Source organism: Vibrio sp. 1-2 (7-a) (assembly GCF_013048515.1).
Taxonomy (GTDB): Bacteria; Pseudomonadota; Gammaproteobacteria; order Enterobacterales; family Vibrionaceae; genus Vibrio; species Vibrio diabolicus.
On the sequence record NZ_VHSQ01000010.1, the window covers coordinates 1 to 19,519 of the forward strand.

General features: G+C 45.7%; 13 protein-coding genes and 1 pseudogene. 7 read left to right on the top strand and 7 right to left on the bottom strand.

The features are described from left to right. Positions 1-209: 209 nt before the first annotated feature. Positions 210-554 (top strand): annotated as a pseudogene (locus tag FKN08_RS18845) (reverse transcriptase domain-containing protein); the annotation flags it as partial. Positions 555-1,024: 470 nt separating this feature from the next. On the opposite strand, the gene gcvP reads toward FKN08_RS18845, so the two are convergent. The 3 genes from gcvP to FKN08_RS18860 all read right to left on the bottom strand — a co-directional run bounded on the left by gcvP (position 1,025) and on the right by FKN08_RS18860 (position 5,748). Further along, positions 1,025-3,889, bottom strand: a complete 2,865-nt coding sequence (gene gcvP / locus FKN08_RS18850; protein WP_170892685.1) for an aminomethyl-transferring glycine dehydrogenase — start codon at positions 3,887-3,889, stop codon at positions 1,025-1,027. Positions 3,890-4,017: 128 nt separating this feature from the next. Further along, positions 4,018-4,398, bottom strand: coding sequence for a glycine cleavage system protein GcvH (gene gcvH, locus FKN08_RS18855; protein WP_046876056.1), 381 nt, complete (start codon positions 4,396-4,398; stop codon positions 4,018-4,020). 54 nt (positions 4,399-4,452) lie between these two features. Beyond that, positions 4,453-5,748: a serine hydroxymethyltransferase gene (locus tag FKN08_RS18860; protein ID WP_170892686.1), complete on the bottom strand. Its 1,296-nt coding sequence runs from the start codon at positions 5,746-5,748 to the stop codon at positions 4,453-4,455. Positions 5,749-6,125: 377 nt separating this feature from the next. Here FKN08_RS18860 and FKN08_RS18865 point away from each other — a divergent pair, with 377 nt between their 5' ends. After that, positions 6,126-6,749: an XRE family transcriptional regulator gene (locus tag FKN08_RS18865; protein ID WP_164665596.1), complete on the top strand. Its 624-nt coding sequence runs from the start codon at positions 6,126-6,128 to the stop codon at positions 6,747-6,749. A 260-nt stretch (positions 6,750-7,009) separates the two neighbouring features. Continuing rightward, complete coding sequence (gcvT, locus tag FKN08_RS18870) at positions 7,010-8,128, top strand: glycine cleavage system aminomethyltransferase GcvT (RefSeq protein ID WP_170892687.1); 1,119 nt, start codon at positions 7,010-7,012, stop codon at positions 8,126-8,128. A gap of 132 nt (positions 8,129-8,260) precedes the next feature. Here the strand turns inward: gcvT and vdeR are convergent, their stop codons facing one another. Beyond that, entirely contained in the window at positions 8,261-8,989 is a 729-nt protein-coding gene (gene vdeR, locus FKN08_RS18875; protein WP_006742273.1) for an efflux transporter transcriptional repressor VdeR, read from the bottom strand. Positions 8,990-9,150: 161 nt separating this feature from the next. On the opposite strand from vdeR, the gene FKN08_RS18880 reads away from it, so the two are divergent. The 4 genes from FKN08_RS18880 (at position 9,151) to FKN08_RS18895 (ending at position 15,233) form a co-directional block, all read left to right on the top strand. Further along, on the top strand, positions 9,151-10,224 hold the full coding sequence (locus FKN08_RS18880; RefSeq protein WP_074190630.1) for an efflux RND transporter periplasmic adaptor subunit: 1,074 nt from the start codon (positions 9,151-9,153) through the stop codon (positions 10,222-10,224). Continuing rightward, positions 10,224-11,285, top strand: a complete 1,062-nt coding sequence (locus tag FKN08_RS18885; RefSeq protein ID WP_170892688.1) for an efflux RND transporter periplasmic adaptor subunit — start codon at positions 10,224-10,226, stop codon at positions 11,283-11,285. Before FKN08_RS18880 ends, FKN08_RS18885 begins: the two co-directional genes overlap by 1 nt. After that, on the top strand, positions 11,285-14,344 hold the full coding sequence (locus tag FKN08_RS18890; RefSeq protein ID WP_048625002.1) for an efflux RND transporter permease subunit: 3,060 nt from the start codon (positions 11,285-11,287) through the stop codon (positions 14,342-14,344). Before FKN08_RS18885 ends, FKN08_RS18890 begins: the two co-directional genes overlap by 1 nt. A gap of 175 nt (positions 14,345-14,519) precedes the next feature. Further along, entirely contained in the window at positions 14,520-15,233 is a 714-nt protein-coding gene (locus tag FKN08_RS18895; RefSeq protein WP_170892727.1) for a hypothetical protein, read from the top strand. An 82-nt stretch (positions 15,234-15,315) separates the two neighbouring features. Here the strand turns inward: FKN08_RS18895 and fruA are convergent, their stop codons facing one another. Genes fruA through fruB form a run of 3 tightly spaced genes read right to left on the bottom strand, consistent with a single transcriptional unit; the run spans position 15,316 to position 19,188 of the window. Next, positions 15,316-17,055: a PTS fructose transporter subunit IIBC gene (gene fruA, locus FKN08_RS18900; protein ID WP_167427470.1), complete on the bottom strand. Its 1,740-nt coding sequence runs from the start codon at positions 17,053-17,055 to the stop codon at positions 15,316-15,318. A gap of 18 nt (positions 17,056-17,073) precedes the next feature. Then, positions 17,074-18,045 (bottom strand): 1-phosphofructokinase, encoded by a 972-nt coding sequence (pfkB, locus tag FKN08_RS18905; protein ID WP_170892689.1) that lies wholly within the window; start codon positions 18,043-18,045, stop codon positions 17,074-17,076. A gap of 9 nt (positions 18,046-18,054) precedes the next feature. Beyond that, complete coding sequence (gene fruB / locus FKN08_RS18910) at positions 18,055-19,188, bottom strand: fused PTS fructose transporter subunit IIA/HPr protein (protein WP_005397987.1); 1,134 nt, start codon at positions 19,186-19,188, stop codon at positions 18,055-18,057. Positions 19,189-19,519: the final 331 nt, after the last annotated feature.

The following is a 19,519-nucleotide window of genomic DNA, read 5'->3' on the forward strand; positions in this document are numbered from 1 at the left end:
GCTACATCATTGGATATTACTGTCAACTCAGGCCACATCAGTATAACGGTGGTCTAACTCCCAATGAGTCAGAACGATTATATTGGGAAAACTCTAAAACAGTGGCCAATTTTAGTTGACCACTACATCTACAAGTTAAACGGGTTTATCTTAACTGCGGATATTCTAATAATGTAGCTTCTGTTCTTTCAAATCTTTGTACCTATAATGGAAGACTGCCACAAGGAGCTTGTACAAGCCCGATATTGAGCAACATTATCTTGAAAGAGTTGGATGACGCACTTCAAAATATTTCTGAAAAATATTCGCTAACTTACACACGTTATGCGGATGATCTTACCTTTTCGGGAAATTCTATATCTGATGATGTACAGAATGAAATCAAAGCTAATATAGAGGGATTTGGATTACCTATAAATGAAGATAAGGTTCGTTTATTGAAACCGAATCAGAGAAAGGTTGTTACTGGTCTACTAGTTGGAGACAGTTCTCTCCGTGTCCCCAAAAAAATGAGACGAGCGTATCGTCAGTCAAGAAAGCTACTACTTGATTAAAAGTGGAAAGAGTCAGTTCGATGGTAGTATCAAGCCCTTAAAGCCACTGTATTTAGATGAGGTGATAGGGCGTGGAAGTTACATTTTGCAGGTTGAGCCAGATAATGACTACGTAAGAGATAGTTTGAAGGAACTTTCTAAACTTAAAAGTCATTTATTTTCAATTGATTAGAAATGTTCAAGTTTCCTTTTTTAGGGACAATTTCCTCCAATTTATTGACAGCTAGCACGATCGAAAACATGTATCTTGTGGTTTAAGCTTTCAACATCTTTCTGAGCTTAACTATCGGAGACCCGTTGCCAAACTAGAGTCTGCTAGAGTGCTACAATGCAAGGCTTTATGCGTAATTTAGAAAAAGGCGAACCAAATGGTTCGCCTTTTGTTTTCAAGTTAGTTTCCAACTTAGTTATCGGTTTCCAACTCGGTTATCACAGTTTCCAACTTGGTTATCTGTGATCACTACCAAAAATTAATCTTCGTAGTTATCGATGCTTGGGCACGAGCAGATTAGGTTACGGTCGCCGTATACGTTATCTACGCGGTTTACTGTTGGCCAGTACTTCCAAGATTTGGTCGCTTTAGAAGGGAAGCAGCCAAGCTCGCGAGAGTAAGGACGGTCCCACTCTTCAGCAGAAAGGTCAACTTGTGTGTGTGGCGCATTAACGAGAGGGTTGTTCTCTAGTGGCCATTCACCGCTTTTCACTTTTTCCATTTCTTCGCGGATAGCGATCATCGCATCACAGAAGCGGTCTAGCTCTTCTAGATCTTCCGATTCCGTTGGCTCTACCATTAGCGTGCCCGCCACAGGGAACGACATAGTTGGTGCGTGGAAACCGTAGTCCATTAGACGCTTCGCAATGTCTTCTTCGCTGATGCCTGTTTCTTCTTTCAGTGGACGAATGTCGATAATACATTCGTGCGCTACACGACCATTTTTGCCACGATAAAGAACAGGGTAGTGTTGGCGAAGTGTTTCCATCACGTAGTTTGCGTTCAGAATTGCTACTTTTGTTGCATCTGTTAGGCCTGCTTCGCCCATCATTGCGATGTAAGCCCAAGAGATCGGTAGGATAGAAGCGCTACCCATATCTGCTGCTGATACTGCAAAATCTTCGCCTTCTACACCGTCTTCAATATGGCCTGGTAGGAAAGGCGCTAGGTGAGATTTCACACCGATAGGCCCCATACCTGGACCGCCACCACCGTGCGGGATGCAGAAGGTTTTGTGTAGGTTTAGGTGAGAAACGTCTGAACCAATAAAGCCTGGTGATGTTAGACCAACCTGCGCGTTCATATTAGCGCCGTCTAGGTAAACCTGACCGCCAGCGGCATGAACCATTTCACACACTTCTTTCACTTTCTCTTCGTAAACTCCGTGCGTAGAAGGGTAAGTGATCATAATGCTTGATAGGTTGTCTTTGTGTTTCTCGATTTTCGCTGCTAGGTCGTCGATGTCGATGTTGCCTTCTTCATCACACTTAACCACGACAACTTTCATTGACACCATAGATGCTGTCGCAGGGTTAGTACCGTGCGCAGAGCTTGGGATCAAACATACGTTGCGGTGACCTTCGCCACGGCTTTCGTGGTAGCGTTGAATCGCGATAAGACCTGCGTACTCACCCGATGCGCCAGAGTTTGGCTGAAGTGAGAATGCGTCGTAGCCTGTGATCTCACAAAGCTTTTCTTTAAGATCTTTTGCGAGTGCTGCATAGCCCGCCGCTTGTTCTGCTGGCGCGAATGGGTGGATAGAACCAAACTCAGGCCAAGTGATTGGGATCATCTCTGCTGCTGCGTTCAGCTTCATCGTACAGCTGCCTAGTGGGATCATGCCGTGCGTTAGCGAGAAGTCTTTGTTCTCTAGCTGTTTCAGGTAACGCATCATTTGCGTTTCGCTGTGGTGCGTATTGAATACAGGGTGAGTCAGGTATTCTGTTGTGCGGCGTAGCGCTTCTGGAATTGCCGCAAACTCGTTGCCTGCGATTTCCGTCGATAGTGCTGCTACGTCTTCTTTTATACCAAAGACTGCAAATAGTGCTTCTACATCAGCGACCGTGGTTGTTTCGTCACAGCTAATACCTAGCTTGCCAGGTAGTAGGCGTAGGTTGATGCCTGCTGAAAGTGCTTTTGCGTAAAGCTCTTCTGTTTTTGAACCTGTGTTGATGGTGATGGTATCGAAGAAGCTGTTATGAGCAAGTTCAAAGCCGCCTTTGGTTAGGCCAGCGGCGATAATCGCAGTCATATGGTGTGTACGGCGAGCAATAGTGCGTAGACCTTCTGCGCCGTGGTAAACCGCGTAAAAAGACGCCATGTTCGCAAGCAATGCTTGAGCGGTACAGATGTTCGATGTCGCTTTTTCGCGGCGGATATGCTGCTCACGAGTTTGCATTGCCATGCGCAGTGCTTGGTTGCCGTTAGTATCGATAGAAACACCGATAACACGACCTGGCATGGTACGCTTGTGTTTGTCACGCGTTGCCATGAATGCCGCGTGTGGACCGCCGTAACCCATAGGAACGCCGAAACGTTGTGCAGAGCCAATTGCTACGTCTGCGCCCATTTCACCAGCTGGCTTCAATAGGGTAGAAGCAAGCAGGTCAGTCGCAACAGTGACAAGCGTTTTGTTTGCTTGCGCTTTTGCGATGATGTCCGTTAGGTCACGAACTTCACCTGTTGTGCTTGGGTATTGAACTAATGCACCGAACACGTCTTGCTCTGGTAGGGATTCTAGCGAACCAACCAGAACTTCAAAGCCGATGAATTTTGCACGAGTTTTTACTACTTCTAGCGTTTGTGGGTGAACATCGTCAGCCACAAAGAATACGTTGCTCTTGCTCTTACCTGCGCGCTTACACAGAGTCATTGCTTCTGCTGCCGCTGTTGCTTCGTCTAGCAATGAGGCGTTCGCGATTTCCATACCAGTTAGGTCGATGATCATTTGTTGGAAGTTTAAAAGTGCTTCCAAGCGACCTTGAGAGATTTCAGGTTGGTAAGGTGTGTAAGCGGTATACCAGCCAGGGTTTTCTAGCACGTTACGTAGAATGACGTTTGGAGTAAACGTGTTGTAGTAGCCCTGGCCAATGAATGTACGTTTAATTTGGTTTTGTTTAGCAAACTGCTTCATCGTCACTAGCATGTTTGCTTCGCTTTTCGCTTCTGCCAACGTCATTGGTTGTTCTAGGCGAATTTGTGCAGGCACGGTTTCTTCGATGAGGGCGTCAAGGCTTACCGCGTTGATGGCATCCAACATTTTTTGTTGGTCTGATTTGCTTGGTCCGTTGTGGCGTCCAACGAACTCATTTTGTGTGCTGAGGCTTTGAAGTAATTCAGTCATTGTCCTTTACCTACTCCTTGGCTCGGGTAACGGAAATGGTCGTTAGTGACACATTTAATTATACGTCCGAACCTAGAAAAAAAGCTGCTCTCTAAAAAGGCTAGGGAACAGCTTTCGTCACATCCTAATTACTCTTCTTCGATAGAGTTTAGGTATTCTTCCGCGTCTTTTAAGTCATCCAACTCAGATGGGTTTGAAAGCTTCACTTTCACAATCCAACCACCTTCGTACGGTTCTTCGTTGATTAGCTCTGGGCTGTCTTCTAGTTCTTCGTTGATTTCTACGATTTCACCGGTAACAGGAGAGTAGATATCTGATGCTGCTTTTACAGACTCAACCAAAGAGAAGCTTTCACCTGCTTCTACTTCGTCTTCTACGTCTGGTAGATCAACGAATACTACGTCACCCAACATTTCTTGCGCATGCTCAGAAATACCAAGTGTTACTGTGCCGTCACCGTTGTCACGTACCCACTCGTGGCTATCTGTAAACTTCAGTGTTTTGTCCATTGCTTAATCTCCAAATAACTTGTCAGGAATTATTGTGATTTTTAAAAAAATCGTTTATTGGTAAAGAGGGAAGCGACTGCAAAGTTCTTTTACTTCTTTGCGAACGCGTTTTTCAACGTCTGCGTCACCTTCTGGGTTGTTCACCAAACCATCCAGTACGTCACCAATCCAATTACCGATGAGTTTGAATTCTTCAGCGCCAAAGCCGCGGCTTGTACCCGCAGGCGTTCCTAAACGGATGCCCGATGTAATCATAGGCTTCTCTGTATCGAATGGGATGCCATTTTTGTTACATGTGATCCCAGCACGTTCTAGAGCTTCTTCTGCTTTGTTGCCTTTCAAGCCCTTAGGGCGAAGGTCAACCAGCATTAGGTGCGTGTCTGTGCCACCAGTTACGATGTCGCAACCGCGAGTTTGCAATACTTCCGCTAGTACTTTTGCGTTATTGATCACCGAATCAATATAAGTTTTAAATTCAGGGCCAAGCGCTTCTCCAAATGCAACCGCTTTTGCTGCGATAACGTGCATCAGTGGGCCGCCTTGTAGGCCAGGGAATACGGCCGAGTTGATTTTCTTAATGATGTCTTCGTGGTTAGTCAGGATCATACCGCCGCGAGGGCCACGCAATGTTTTGTGTGTTGTGGTTGTCACAACATGCGCATGTGGCAATGGGCTAGGGTGTGCACCTGTTGCGATAAGGCCAGCAATGTGCGCCATATCGACCATAAGAATTGCGCCAACTTCGTCAGCGATTTCACGGAACTTAGCAAAATCGATAACGCGTGGAACAGCACTGCCACCCGCGATGATCATCTTTGGTTTGTGCTCTACTGCAAGTGCACGAACGTCGTCGTAGTTGATTTCTAGTGTTTCGCGATCAACGCCGTATTGAACTGCGTTAAACCATTTACCAGAAAGTGCTGGGCGTGCACCGTGTGTTAGGTGGCCACCAGCGTCCAAAGACATGCCAAGAATGGTGTCACCTGGTTGAAGAAGAGCCAGTTTCACCGCACCATTTGCTTGAGCGCCTGAGTGAGGTTGAACGTTTGCGTATTCGCAATTAAAAAGTTTTTTCGCGCGTTCGATAGCAATGGCTTCCACTGTATCTACGTGCTCACAACCACCGTAGTAACGACGACCTGGATAACCTTCAGCGTATTTGTTTGTTAGGCATGTGCCTTGAGCTTGCATTACCGCTTTAGAAACAATGTTCTCAGAAGCGATAAGTTCGATTTGTTCGTTTTGGCGAGCGGATTCCGCCTGAATTCCAGCAAAGACAGCATCATCTGTCGCAGAGAGGTTGGTAGAGAAAAAGTTTTCCAAGCTGTGGTTAGGGTAACTCTTATTCATGGTAGTTGACCTTCCAAATCTTAAAATGAACCCGCAATAGATGAATTATGATTTGCGGTTGTGGTTCATTTGTCCTCAAAACAGCTGAACTGCATAGCAGAACAGAGTGAACATCCGGCCCTAAATGTGGGCAAAAACTCCGTCGGATTGCGTGTTTCCTTTACCAATCTCTTACGGAAATATGCATCTCTACATCTAACAAGTTGGTAACATAGCGCCTGCAGCGGGAACAATCAACCAAAAATTTCCTATAGGAAACAAGATTTCAAAAATTGTTAACAAGAGCACGGTTTAATTCACTTGGTGGACTTTTATCCACTATGTGCTTCATGCACAATGCTAGTAGGATAAAAATAAGGATATCTATAGAGGGATTTATGGCAGAAAGTATTTACGATGAATACCCATCGATGACGTTAGCGAAAGAGCAAAATGAGCAAAATATCGAGCCATTAAAGCTGGGTCAGCGTATCAAGGATATCCGCTCAAAACTTGGTATTACACTAGAAGAAGCCAGTCAGCGAACAGGGCTTGCTCGTTCTACACTGAGTAAAATAGAAAATGAGCAGATTTCTCCGACATTTCAAGCAATGCAAAAATTGGCGCTTGGCTTACAAATTGATATGCCGCAACTCTTTGAGCCACCTAGAAAAAAGGTTGCGACAGGGCGTAGGGATGTTACCAAGAAGAATGAAGGCAAACCACACCCAACGCAAACCTATGAACATGAACTGCTCGCTACTCAACTTTCCAATAAGAAAATGATGCCGTTTAAGAGCCAAATTCGTGCTCGCAGTTTTGATGAATATAAAGACTGGGTTCGTCATGATGGTGAAGAATTTCTGCTTATCTTATCTGGTGAGGTCATGTTCTATTCTGAGTTCTACGAACCTGTCGTTCTAAGCGAGGGCGACAGCGTCTATTACGATGCGAACATGGGACATATGTTGACCAGTGTTAGCGAGGAAGATGCGCACATTTTGTGGGTGACAGCCAAATAGTAATAAATTATTGTAAATTTCCTATAGTGAAAGCAAACGATTGCTGTCGGTGGTCGTTATGATGAAAAGGCGCTTTTTTGATGAGAATACACTCATTAAAGCGCTTTTTTTGTACGATTTGTTGTGATTAAAATGTTAAGAGTCACACTTTTGCAAGTCGATCTACGTCTTGTTCGTGCAAAATAGAATGAGCCGTGTTTATTATTGGAAACACATCGAATGCCGATAGCATTCTCGGGTCTATCTAAATGGAGACGAAAATGACTCAAGAACTACTGAAAACACCACTACACGCACTTCACGTTGAAGTTGGTGCCAAAATGGTCCCGTTCGCGGGTTACGATATGCCTGTTCAGTATCCTCTAGGCGTAAAAAAGGAACACTTACACACTCGTGATGCGGCAGGTCTGTTTGATGTTTCTCATATGGGACAACTTCGCCTAATTGGTGACGGTGCAGCTGCGTTCCTAGAAACATTAGTGCCAGTAGATATTGTGGATCTTGAGTCTGGTAAACAGCGTTATGCGTTCTTCACTAATGAAGAGGGCGGCATCATGGATGACTTGATGGTAGCGAACCTAGGCGATCATCTTTTTGTGGTTGTGAACGCGGCATGCAAAGAACAAGACATTGCACACCTACAAGCGCATTTGCCATCTGGTGTTGAGCTAGACATTATCGAAGACCGTGCTCTGCTTGCGATCCAAGGTCCTAAAGCGGCAGCTGTATTGGCGCGTTTTGCCTCAGAAGTTTCTGACATGCTGTTCATGGATATTCGTAAAGTCGATATTTTAGGCGCCGAATGCATTGTTTCTCGTAGTGGCTACACTGGCGAAGATGGTTACGAGATCTCGGTTCCTGCTGACAAGGCAGAAGAACTCGCACGTAAACTGACCGCGGAAGAGGAAGTTGAATGGATTGGCCTTGGTGCTCGTGATTCACTTCGTCTTGAGTGTGGTCTTTGCCTATACGGTCACGACCTAGACACAACAACTACGCCTGTAGAAGCAAGCTTGTTATGGGGCATCCAAAAGGTTCGTCGTATCGGCGGTGAACGTGAAGGTGGTTTCCCTGGTGCGGATATTATTCTTAAGCAGATCGAGACCAAAGATGTGGCGCGCAAGCGTGTCGGTTTGGTTGGCCAAACAAAAGCACCAGTCCGTGAAGGCGCGGAATTGTTTGATGCTGATGGGGTTAAAATTGGCGTTGTAACCAGCGGCACTGCGGGTCCAAATGCAGGTAAGCCTGTCTCAATGGGTTATGTGCGTGCTGATCTTGCTGCGATTGGTACCGAATTGTTCGCTGAAGTACGCGGAAAAATGCTACCAATGACGGTTGAGAAAATGCCGTTTGTACCGCAACGTTACTACCGCGGTTAGGTTACTCATTATTGTCATTCTTCGCGTATTCGGAGGCAAGAAACAAGCAAAAATGCCGAGCTTTCTAGCTCGGCATTTTTATGTATATCGGTTTTATTTATACGCTTGGAAGTTATCGTAGTTTCTGCAGCCTTATCCGACCGCTTTGTCGATTGTACAACACATGTCGATAACGATATCTTCAAGTTTTTCCGGATGAATCATGTCTTCTTTTGCAATCCCAAACTGAGACGCCATGATCGTATTGAACAACTCCCAATGTTTGATCAGCATTTTTTCGCGATTATCAGCGATGTCAGGCCATGTCTCTTGCATCATCGGAGTAAGACTGATTGCACCATGTGCAAAAATCAACATCTGCCACTTTGATTCCCACTGATCAAATTGGGCGTTAGGGTTTTCACTGTTGTACTGCTCAAAAATTCCGGTAAATATCGCAGCAAACTCATCTTTTGACTTTAAGAAATACTGCAGCAGGGCACCATCATCGCCTTGGCGAATAGCATCAGCGATCATCTGTACTGGGTGAGGATTAACGAGCGCAAATGCCAGCATGCGAACCATAAACAGATAAATTTTTCTATTCGAAGGTGTGTTCTCAGGCATCTCATTGATTAATTCAGCCATATAGCACTGCATGAATTCATCCATCGCGTCGCTAACCGCTTGCCAAATCTTCTCTTTGCTGCCGAAGTGGTGACGGATCAAACTATGTGAAACACCAGCCTTTTCACTGATATTGCGCAGTGAGACACGCTCGTAACCAAGTTCACAAAACATATCTGCTGCCACCTTAAGGATCAGACACTTAGTTTGTTCTGCGGCTTCAGCACTTCTACGCCCCTGCTTTCTTTCATTCATAGTTCGAATTTTCCCGAATATTAATCAACGCGCTTACTTTTACCAGAAACCGGACGCTTTGACTAATTAATTTGCTTTCCACCTGGAAAATATGTTGATCAATTTCAAATTCTGCATATACTGCACGACTGTGTAATATATAAAACCTACGGAGAAAGCGGGTGCGAAAACAATATTTAAAGCGCACTTTAGTTGGTGCTGTGGTGACATTAAGTCTCTCTGGCATGCTAACTGGGTGTAACAAAGCCATTTCCGAGCCGTCTGAACCTTTAATCAAACCTGTAAAATTACTGGCGGTGAAAGATCTAGAAGTTGAAGACTCGCATGCCTTTTTAGCGCGTATTGATGCGACACATCGCGCACAGCTTTCTTTTCAGGTTGGTGGTGAGGTCGATGAATTACTTGTTCGCATGGGCCAAGAGGTAAAAAAAGGTGAAGTGCTTGCAACGTTAGACCCTAAAGATCTTCAGCTTGCGTTAGACGCCTCTCAAGCTCAGTTCGCGTTAGCAAAAACGCAATGGGAGCGCGCGAAAAACCTTTATGGAAAAAAGCTGATTAGTACAGATGAGTACGACCAGAAAGAAACTCAATATAAAGCGGCATTGGCAAACTACGAACAAGCCAAAACAGATTTGAGTTATACCAAGATTCACGCGCCTTTTGATGGCATCGTGTCATACACCTATGTCAACCCGTTTCAAGTGGTCGCAGAGAAGCAAGAGATCCTGAATCTTATCGATAATACGACCTTAGATGTATCGTTCACACTGCCAGTCAGTTATGCGGAATCCGTATCACTTGAGTCACTGCAAAATTCCGATATGTGGGTGACGATGGATAGCGAGCCAGGAAAACGTATCCCTGGAAAATTTAAAGAAATTTCGACTCAGCCAAATGTCGATACCAATAGTTATGAGGCGATCGTAACTATAACTCGACCAGAAGATCGCAATTTGCTAACAGGTATGACAGGGCAGGTACACATAGCTAAACAACATCTATCGGACGCGATGACGTTGCCTCAATCCGCTTGGGTAAACAAAAAAGAGACGCAAGGCGAAGTGTGGGTAATGGACAGAAACACACAGCAAGTTAATAAAGTCACAGTGTCTCTTGATGCCTCTGGAGGTGTGAAAGCAGGGCTTGATAACAATGATTACGTTGTTGTTGCTGGCGTTGAGCGACTGGTCGAAGGACAAGTCGTGAAAGCTTGGGTTCGTGAGGGAGGCATTTAATGAAACGATCTCTATTTACGATCTCTGCAATTGCGCTTGCAGTTTTAACGGGTTGCAAAAATGAAAACCAAGCTGTCGTCGAGCAGCCGCTTTTTGTGTCGACTGTCTCTGTGGATGCGCCGGTACAAAGCCAATATCGAGCTTTTAAAGGAATAGTTGTACCAGCAGAGAAAACACCTATGGCATTCCGCCGCGCGGGAGAAATTCAACACGTGTTGGTGAAAGCGGGCGACGTTGTTAAGCAAGGCCAAATGATCGCAAAGCTGGATGACAGTAAAGAAAAGCAAGCCGTAAATGACGCAGAAGCGCAATATACACTAGCGATTCGTCAGCTCAAACGCGGCGAAGACCTACACGCACGTCAGATGATCTCAAAGGCCGAGCTTGATGAGCTAACAGCTAATAAAGAGTTGGCAGAGGCTAATTTCTATAACGCCACCAATCAATTGAACTACACCCGTTTATTCGCCCCGTTTGCCGGTAAAGTGTCGGACGTTTTCAAAGAGCGTTTTGAACGTGTGGCAGTTGGGGAGCCGGTGTTGAACCTATATCAAAACGATTTGGTGTACGTGCGTATTGAGCTTTCCGACAATGTTCTCGCTATGGTGGACCCAAATTCAGACAACATGAGTTACAAGCCTAGAGCAACCTTCTCCGGCATTAGTGACACATTTGCTTTGGACTATTTAGAGCACACAAGTGAGCCTAACTCCGAAACTCAAACTTACGAAATGTATTTGACGATGCCACAGCCAAAAGCAGAGATTCTACCGGGAACCAGCGTCAGTGTTCTGGTCGATATGGTGAAAGCGGGGATTACCTCCATCGATGGTTACAGTATTCCAGTAACGGCGCTTCAAGCGGGCAGCGAAGAGAATGAGTTCTTTGTATGGAAAAAGGAGAGTGACGTTGTCACTCAGGTGCCTGTGATGATTTCTCAAGTAAATGGCAACGGAGCCATTGTGTCGTCGGGAGTTAAGGAAGGCGACGTTCTGATTAATTCAAACCTACGTAAATTACGTGAAGGGAAACATTTGGATGTTGTGGAGAATAAACAATAATGAACATTGCTGAGTACTCAATAAAAAATAAAGTCATCAGCTGGTTGTTCATTATTATCCTTGCTGTTGGTGGTCTAACGTCGTTTTTGGAGCTTGGACGACTAGAAGACCCGGCATTTACGATTAAAGATGCCATGATCATTTCAACATACCCTGGCGCGACGTCGAAAGAGGTTGAAGAAGAGCTGACGTATCCTTTAGAAAAAGAGATTCGAAAACTCCCTTACATAGACAAAATTACCTCTACGTCTTCTGATGGTATGTCTCAAATCACGGTCAGTATGGAAATGGACTATGGTCCTGATGAACTGCCGCAAATTTGGGATGAAATGCGCCGTAAAATTAATGACTTGCGACCAACTTTGCCTCAGGGCGTACAATCTTTGCAGATCATTGATGATTTCGGTGACGTTTATGGCGTGATGCTGATGCTCACTGGTGACGATTACGATTATGTCGAGCTAAAACGCTATGCTGATTACCTGACTCGTGAAATCGAGCTGGTTGATGGCGTAGGAAAGGTGGATATCACGGGCGATCAACAAGAAATGCTGTTTGTTGAGATCTCTCTTGACCGCCTTGCCGCGCTGAACTTAGACATGAACGTGGTTGCGAGCTTGTTGAACCAACAAAACAATGTGGTTTCAGCAGGGGAAGTGATGGTCAATGGCGAAAGCCTTGTCATTCGTCCAAGTGGTACCTTAAACACCGTAGAAGCGCTAGAAAACTTGATCATTCATGGTCGTGACACTGGGAACCTAATTCGTCTAAAAGACGTAGCAACGATTTCTCGTGGTATCCAAGAGAAGCCAAGCAACGTCGTACTCTTTAACGGTCAAAAAGCAATTAATATCGGTATCTCGTTTGCGTCAGGTGTGAACGTGGTTGAGGTTGGCGAACGTTTGGATGCGGAGCTTGCGAGCCTTGAGTCTATCAAGCCTGCTGGCATCGATATGAACTACTTTTACAACCAAGCCAATGAAGTGGATGAGTCCGTTAAAGCGTTCGTAATTAGCCTAGCAGAGGCAGTGGCGATCGTTATCATCGTTCTGCTGTTTACGATGGGCTTACGCAGTGGTGTCATCATTGGCGTCGTGCTGTTATTGACGGTGTTCGGTACCTTCATCTTGATGAACTACAACAATATCGAGCTGCACCGTATTTCTCTTGGCGCGTTAATTATTGCTCTGGGTATGCTGGTTGATAACGCGATTGTGGTCGTGGAAGGCATCTTGGTTGGCCTAAAAAAAGGGCGCACTAAAGTTCAAGCGGCCGTCGATATTGTAAAGCAAACACAGTGGCCTTTGCTTGGCGCAACCATCATTGCGATTACGGCTTTTGCACCTATCGGTTTGTCGCAAGATGCAACGGGTGAATTCATGGGCTCTCTATTCTGGGTGCTGTGTTTCTCACTATTTTTGAGCTGGATTACCGCTATTACGCTGACGCCATTCCTCGCAGATCTATTGTTGAAAGAAGAGGACAAGGGCCAAGATACTAACGAAGAAGATCCCTACAAAGGTTGGCTGTTTGTTGTATTTGGCGCATCGCTGAAATTCGCACTGCGATTCCGTTGGCTAACGGTTGCTGGCATGGTCGCGCTATTAGTGGGTGCTGTCGTGGCATTTGGTAATGTAAAACAGCAGTTCTTCCCACCATCGAACACGCCGATGTTTTACGTTGATATGTGGATGCCAGAAGGTACGGATATCCGCGAAACGATCAAAAAAGCCGAAGAAGTGGAAAGCTACATTCGTCAGCAAGACGATATTGACTTTGTTTCTGCTTCAATTGGGCAGGGTTTGCAGCGTTTTGCTCTTACGTATCAGCCAGAGAAAAGTTACGAAGCGTACGCCCAGTTCCAAGTTCGCGCTACTGATCGTGAGAACATGTTCGGTTTGTTGCACAAGTTAGACGCTAACCTTGCGAAGACGTTTGATGCACCGACATTTCAATTTAAATTGATGGAATTTGGCCCTTCGCCAGCGTCTAAGATCGAAGCGCGTATTACTGGTCCCGATCCACAAGTCTTACGTGACTTGGCGGTGCAAGTGGAAGATATCCTTCATACCGACCCTGGCGCTCGAAATATTCGTCACGATTGGCGAGAGCGTACTAAGGAGCTGGTGCCTGTTTTCAATGAGTCTAAAGCTCGCCGCTTAGGCATTTCGAAAGAAGATCTTTCAAGCACACTGCAAATGGCGTTTGGTGGTAGCACGTTGGGTTACTTACGCGATGGTACACACACTTTGCCAATTATGACGCGCCTTCCTGAAGAAGAACGCGTGGACTTTGAATCACTACAAAACGTGACCATTTGGAGCCCATCACTGCAAACGTATATTCCGGTCGACCAAGTGATTGATGGCGTTAAATTGGATTGGAGCGAGCCGCTAATTCAGCGTCGTGACCGTAAGCGCACGTTAACTGTGCTCGCTGACCACGATGTGTTGAGCGACGACACGGCGGCAAGCTTATTTGCGCGTGTGCAGCCTAAAGTGATGGCACTGCATATTCCAGAAGGTTACGAAATCACATGGGGTGGTGAGTATGAATCATCGAAAGATGCGCAAGAAGGTCTGTTTGGTTCGTTGCCTATGGGTTACTTGTTGATGTTCATCATTACTATTTTGCTGTTTAACTCAATTAAAAAGCCGTTGGTCATTTGGTTCACCGTGCCGTTGGCGATCATTGGTGTTGCTTTTGGTTTGCTTACCACGAATATGCCGTTCAGCTTTACAGCATTCCTTGGTTTGCTGAGCCTAAGTGGGATGATTTTGAAAAACGGTATTGTGTTGCTTGATCAAATTAACCTTGAGTTGGAGTCAGGGAAAGAGCCTTACCTCGCGATTATCGATAGTGCGATCAGTCGTGTTCGTCCGGTAAGTATGGCTGCTCTGACGACCATCTTGGGGATGATTCCACTCGTCTTCGATGCCTTCTTTGGATCGATGGCAATAACGATTATGGCAGGTCTTGGTTTTGCTACAGTACTGACACTGATTGTAGTGCCAGTGATGTTTGCGATTCTGTTTAGGGTAAAACCGACCACTGCATAGGGACTCCTGGCTATTTGCCAGCTTCCTGCCTAGCCCTGAAGGTTTTCTTCAGGGCTTTTTTGATCTTACCAATGTACAGCAACCCATTCATTTACTTGATTCTAATGATTTTCTTACGAATGCAATGCAAATCATGCGTATACTGATGGAACGACACATCAAAGAGCGAGATAACATGAACAAGCGCGTATTACACGGACTCTTCTTCGTCGGTTCTTTCACCTTGGTCGGCTGTACTACGACAGACAGTATGACTACAGAAGAGGCTAAGCAAGCCGTTCCTAAAATCAACAGCGTTAGCACTGAAGTCATCTCCAACTGGATTGATAACAAGGTTTTAGCGCCTGAAGGGCTTTCACTCGAACAAGACAATCTACGTTATATATCGGGTAGCGCCGACTTAAACAGCGATGGCAATGCAGAACACATTGTATTACTACAAGACCGTTATTTCTGTGGCAGCGGTGGTTGTGCAGCTTATATGTTTGATAACGAGGGGAACGTTATCAATCGAATGTCTATAACTCGCACGCCGATTGTACTTGCAGATAGTTACAGCAATGGCTGGCAAGATTTCATCGTTTGGAGTAATGGCTCATATCGACTCATGAGTTACAACGGTGAATCTTACCCGAGTAACCCTTCTTTGGAGCCAAAGGTGGATCGTGACTCAAACCAGCAGGCGGCAATTGCGAATGTAATGGCGACAGAGCTTTATCAGCAAGATGGCTATGACATTATGCCCGCTGATTCGAAAACTTTGTGGACGCCGGCCAACGTATACCACTTCACCTTTAAACATTACGGTGATCCGCATAGTACTTATAAAGCTACCGTGGATATGAACAGTGGGGAAGTAGACATTGTTGCCGTTCCGGCTGCGGAATAAAAAACACCTCCCTTAACCGGAATTAAAGGGAGGTGCTGAATGCCAAATTCGAGGGTGGCATTGTTAAGCGGTGTAATTCTGTTTATGCCGCGACTTCTTGTTTGGCTTCTGCTTTGCTTTTTAAGAAAGCGTAAGTAAAGCCAGTTACTGCTGTACCAGCTGCGATAGCCACTAAGTACATTAACACTGGTGAAATTGCGTTAGGGATTAACAGTACGAACAGACCGCCGTGTGGTGCCATTAATTTTGCACCGAACAGCATGGATAGGGCACCAGTAAGCGCGCCACCTGCCATACAAGATGGAATCACACGCATTGGATCTTTGGCGGCAAATGGAATTGCGCCTTCAGAGATGAAACACAGGCCCAATACAAATGATGCTTTACCAGCCTCACGTTCATTTTGTTCAAATTTGTTCTTCGCAATGAAGGTCGCTAAACCCATACCTAGCGCAGGAACCATACCAGCAGCCATGATTGCTGCCATTGGCGCGTAAGTTTGCGAAGCCAATAGACCGACGCCAAATGCGTAAGCGGCTTTGTTTACTGGGCCACCTAGGTCGAAACACATCATCGCACCAAGGATAATACCTAGCAGAACTGCACTGTCAGATCCCATGTTGTTTAGGAAGTCAGTCAGGCCGTTCATGATGCCTGAAACTGGGCCACCTACGATGTATATCATCACAAGGCCAGTGAACAGTGTTGCTACAAATGGAATGATCAGAATTGGTTTAAGCGCTTCCATCGATTGTGGGAGTTTTACTTTGTCCGCAAGGAGCTTCGCTGCATAACCGGCAATGAAGCCAGCTGCGATACCACCTAGGAAACCAGCACCCGTTGAGCTTGCCAGCATACCGCCAACAAGACCAGGAGCCAGACCCGGACGGTCAGCAATTGAGAACGCGATGTAACCCGCAAGAACAGGAATCATCAATGCGAATGCAGAGCCACCACCAATGTTCATCAACGCTGCTGCTAGCGTGCCTTCTTCTTTAAATGCTTCAATACCAAACACGAACGATAGGGCGATGATCAAACCACCAGCGACAACCACAGGCAGCATGTGCGATACCCCTGTCATCAAGTGTTTGTAAGCGCCTTTCTTCTCGTCCGCTGCCGAAGCAGAATTTGCAGAACCTGAGTGTTGGTAAATCGTGGCTTGCTCGAATGCTTTGTCCATCTCTTCGGCTGTTTTCTTCAGAGCTGGGCCTGTTTTCGTGCGGTACATCTTTTTGCCGTTGAAGCGGTCAAGTGGCACTTCGATATCGGCAGCAATGATCACTAGATCAGCGTCTGCGATGTCTTGATCTGTCAGTTGGTTTTTCGCACCAACTGAACCACGAGTTTCCACCTTGATTTGATGGCCACGGCGTTTGCCTTCTTCTTCTAGCGCTTCTGCTGCCATAAAGGTATGCGCAACGCCAGTAGGACAAGCGGTGATTGCGACAATTTTCTTCGCTGCTGATGTTGCCTCAGGAGTGATAGGGGCTGCAAGTGTGGTTGCTTTTTCAAGTAAAGTGGCGTTTTCAACCGCTTGCTGGAGAAACGCAGTTGCGTCTTTTGCTACTTCGCTGATTTCCGCTTGGTAAACCTTTTTCCCTACGAAACGAGAAGTATCCACGCTAGTATTTGCCGCAATGATAATGACTTCTGCCTGTTCAACGTCAGCTTCCGTCAGCAATGTAGGTTCAACCACACTTGATTGACATTCGATTTTTGCATTCCAGGTTAATTTTGCGGCTGCTTGTTCTAGTAACCCTGCCGCAAGGATGCTATTTGCAACACCGCTCGGACAGGCAGTAATAATGGCAATATTCATACGATAACCTTCTGTTCCTTAGTTTTGTTCTAAGTTTGTAATAGGGTAAAGCTCGCTAACTTCAGTTTGCTGCTTGATGTTCTCCAGTTCTTCCTGACTGGTTAGCCCTACGCCGACTTGACTAACTGCCAAGGCAGAAAGTGCTGTAGCGAAGCGCAATAAATCGTTTTTCGGCATCAGTTGCATGTGGCCCCAACACAAGCCAGCAACTAGCGTATCGCCTGCGCCAACGGTGCTTACCACATTCATTCGAGGGGGGTGTGCACGAAGCCATTTGCCTTGGTTTAGCCACATCACACCGTCAGCGCCCATCGACACAACAATGTTCTCGATGCCTTTGTCACTCAGTGTTTGCGCGGCGGCTTGGCATTGTTCTGGTGTTTCTAGGTGTTCGCCAACAAAATCACCAAGTTCTTCATCGTTAGGCTTAATCAACCATGGGTGAGCCTCAATACCTGATTTCAATGCGGCTTTACTGCTGTCGAACAACACCTTTTTGCCTTGTTGATGCAGTGCTTTTATCCACGCAGCACATTGTTCGGCGGTTACGCCACCAGGTAAGCTACCCGCAAGCACAAAGTAATCGTGAGTCTCTGCGAGACGGAATAGCGTCTCCTCAAAGCGAGCAATTTCGTCAGCCGTTACTTGAACACCAGGGAAGTTAATGTCACTAACGTTGCCATTAGCCTCAACGAGCTTGACGTTGATACGAGTGGCACCTTGTACTTCTACAAACTCATTCTTAACGCCGATGTCATTGAAAAGCTGATGGAATAGCTCAGGGTTATCTTTACCAAGAAAGCCGGTAACCGTGACATCTGCGCCTAAATCGCTCAACACTTTTGCTACGTTGACACCTTTACCTGCAGCATGGAGATTGCTTTGCTGCACTAGGCTCACGGAACCAACGTTTAGCTCATTTACTGAACCTGTTAAATCTAATGCCGGGTTGAGCGTAATAGTGACAACTTTACTTGTTTTGTTCGTCATATCGGCTCCTTAACCTTCACCAAGGCCAGAAGCGATAGCATTCCCGATAGACTCCAAGGCTTGCGGTGCATCAGGGCCTTCCGCAGTAAATTGAAGTTGATGACCGTGCTTAACGCCAAGCGCAATGACTTTCATTAGGCTCTTCGCGTTTACTGTTTTGCCATCACCGTCTAGGTTGGCAACGCGAATAGTGGATTCAAATTTTTTCGCTTCCGCCACTAACATTGCACCCGGACGAGCATGTAAACCATGAGAGTTTTTGATTTTAAATACAGCGGTATTGCCTTCTTCTGAGGATGCGGCTGTGACTTCTTCACCTTTAAACAAAGCAAGAATCTGTTCTACTGATGCATCTAAAAGCTTGCCGTGCTCATTGTTAAACACGATATTAGAAAGCGTTTTTAGGATAGGCTGGTGAGCATTGTTACATGCCGCAAACGCGACAAGTGCACGCACTTTTTGACCTTCATATTCGCAGTCGTTTGCCGTCGAGACAAATGACACGCCTGTGCGAGTTACATGTTTGTCACTGCCAATTAACCAAAGGCCATTACCTAAGTGAGTTGGTGTTTTGGTAACGAGATCTGCGACGAACTCGTTATCAGCACAGCCCGTGTTTTTCAAAAGACCACCAGCAACAGCACTCATTTGTAGCATATCGCTCGCAGGGAACATAAGTTGAATTAAAGAAGCGTCAAAGTCTGCTTCAAGCTGAACATCACCGTGGAGCAGGGCAATAATCTCGTCTTCATTTTTTGCATTACGTAGGCGTTCTTCTACGCCGTCAGCGCCTAGCACTTTCGTTAGCTGTTTAAGAATGCCAAGGTGCTCATCAGATTTAGCTGCAATGCCGATAGCGACGAATACCGTGTTACCATCACCCCAGTCGACACCTTGTGGAAAGTGGTGCACAGCAACACCCGTTGTTTTCACCATTGAGCGAGTGTCAGTCGTGCCGTGCGGGATGGCAATACCGTTCCCCAAAAACGTAGAGTTTTGGTTTTCACGGTTTAGCATGCCTTCCACATAACCTTGTTCAACAAGGCCTTTGTCTGTCAGGCTTTGCGCAATATTCTTGATTGCTGCAAACTTATCTGTCGCTGATTGCGAGAGGGTAATGTCGTTCTTATTTAGCTTAAGCATGGTGCTTCTCCAGCCTTAAGGTATCAATTTAAAAATGTATTCTGTGTGAGAAGTTGAACGCCGCTTCTTCTGAGCGATTATCACTCCTCAAACCTTTTTATTTTTCAAGCTAAATCGATTCAGCTTGTTGGCAAATTTTTTAAAAGACTCAGAAAAACTGTTTTAAAAACTGACGTTAACAAACGAGCCTTTGCCGCTGTCCTATAGCCTAGCTCACAAATTGGTTTGTTGTGTATTCGGGTGATTTACGTCAATTTTTAAGTTTTGCTGAATCCTTTCAGCTTTTATACTGAATCGGTTCAGCTTATAATTCAACTTATCGAAAGATCGT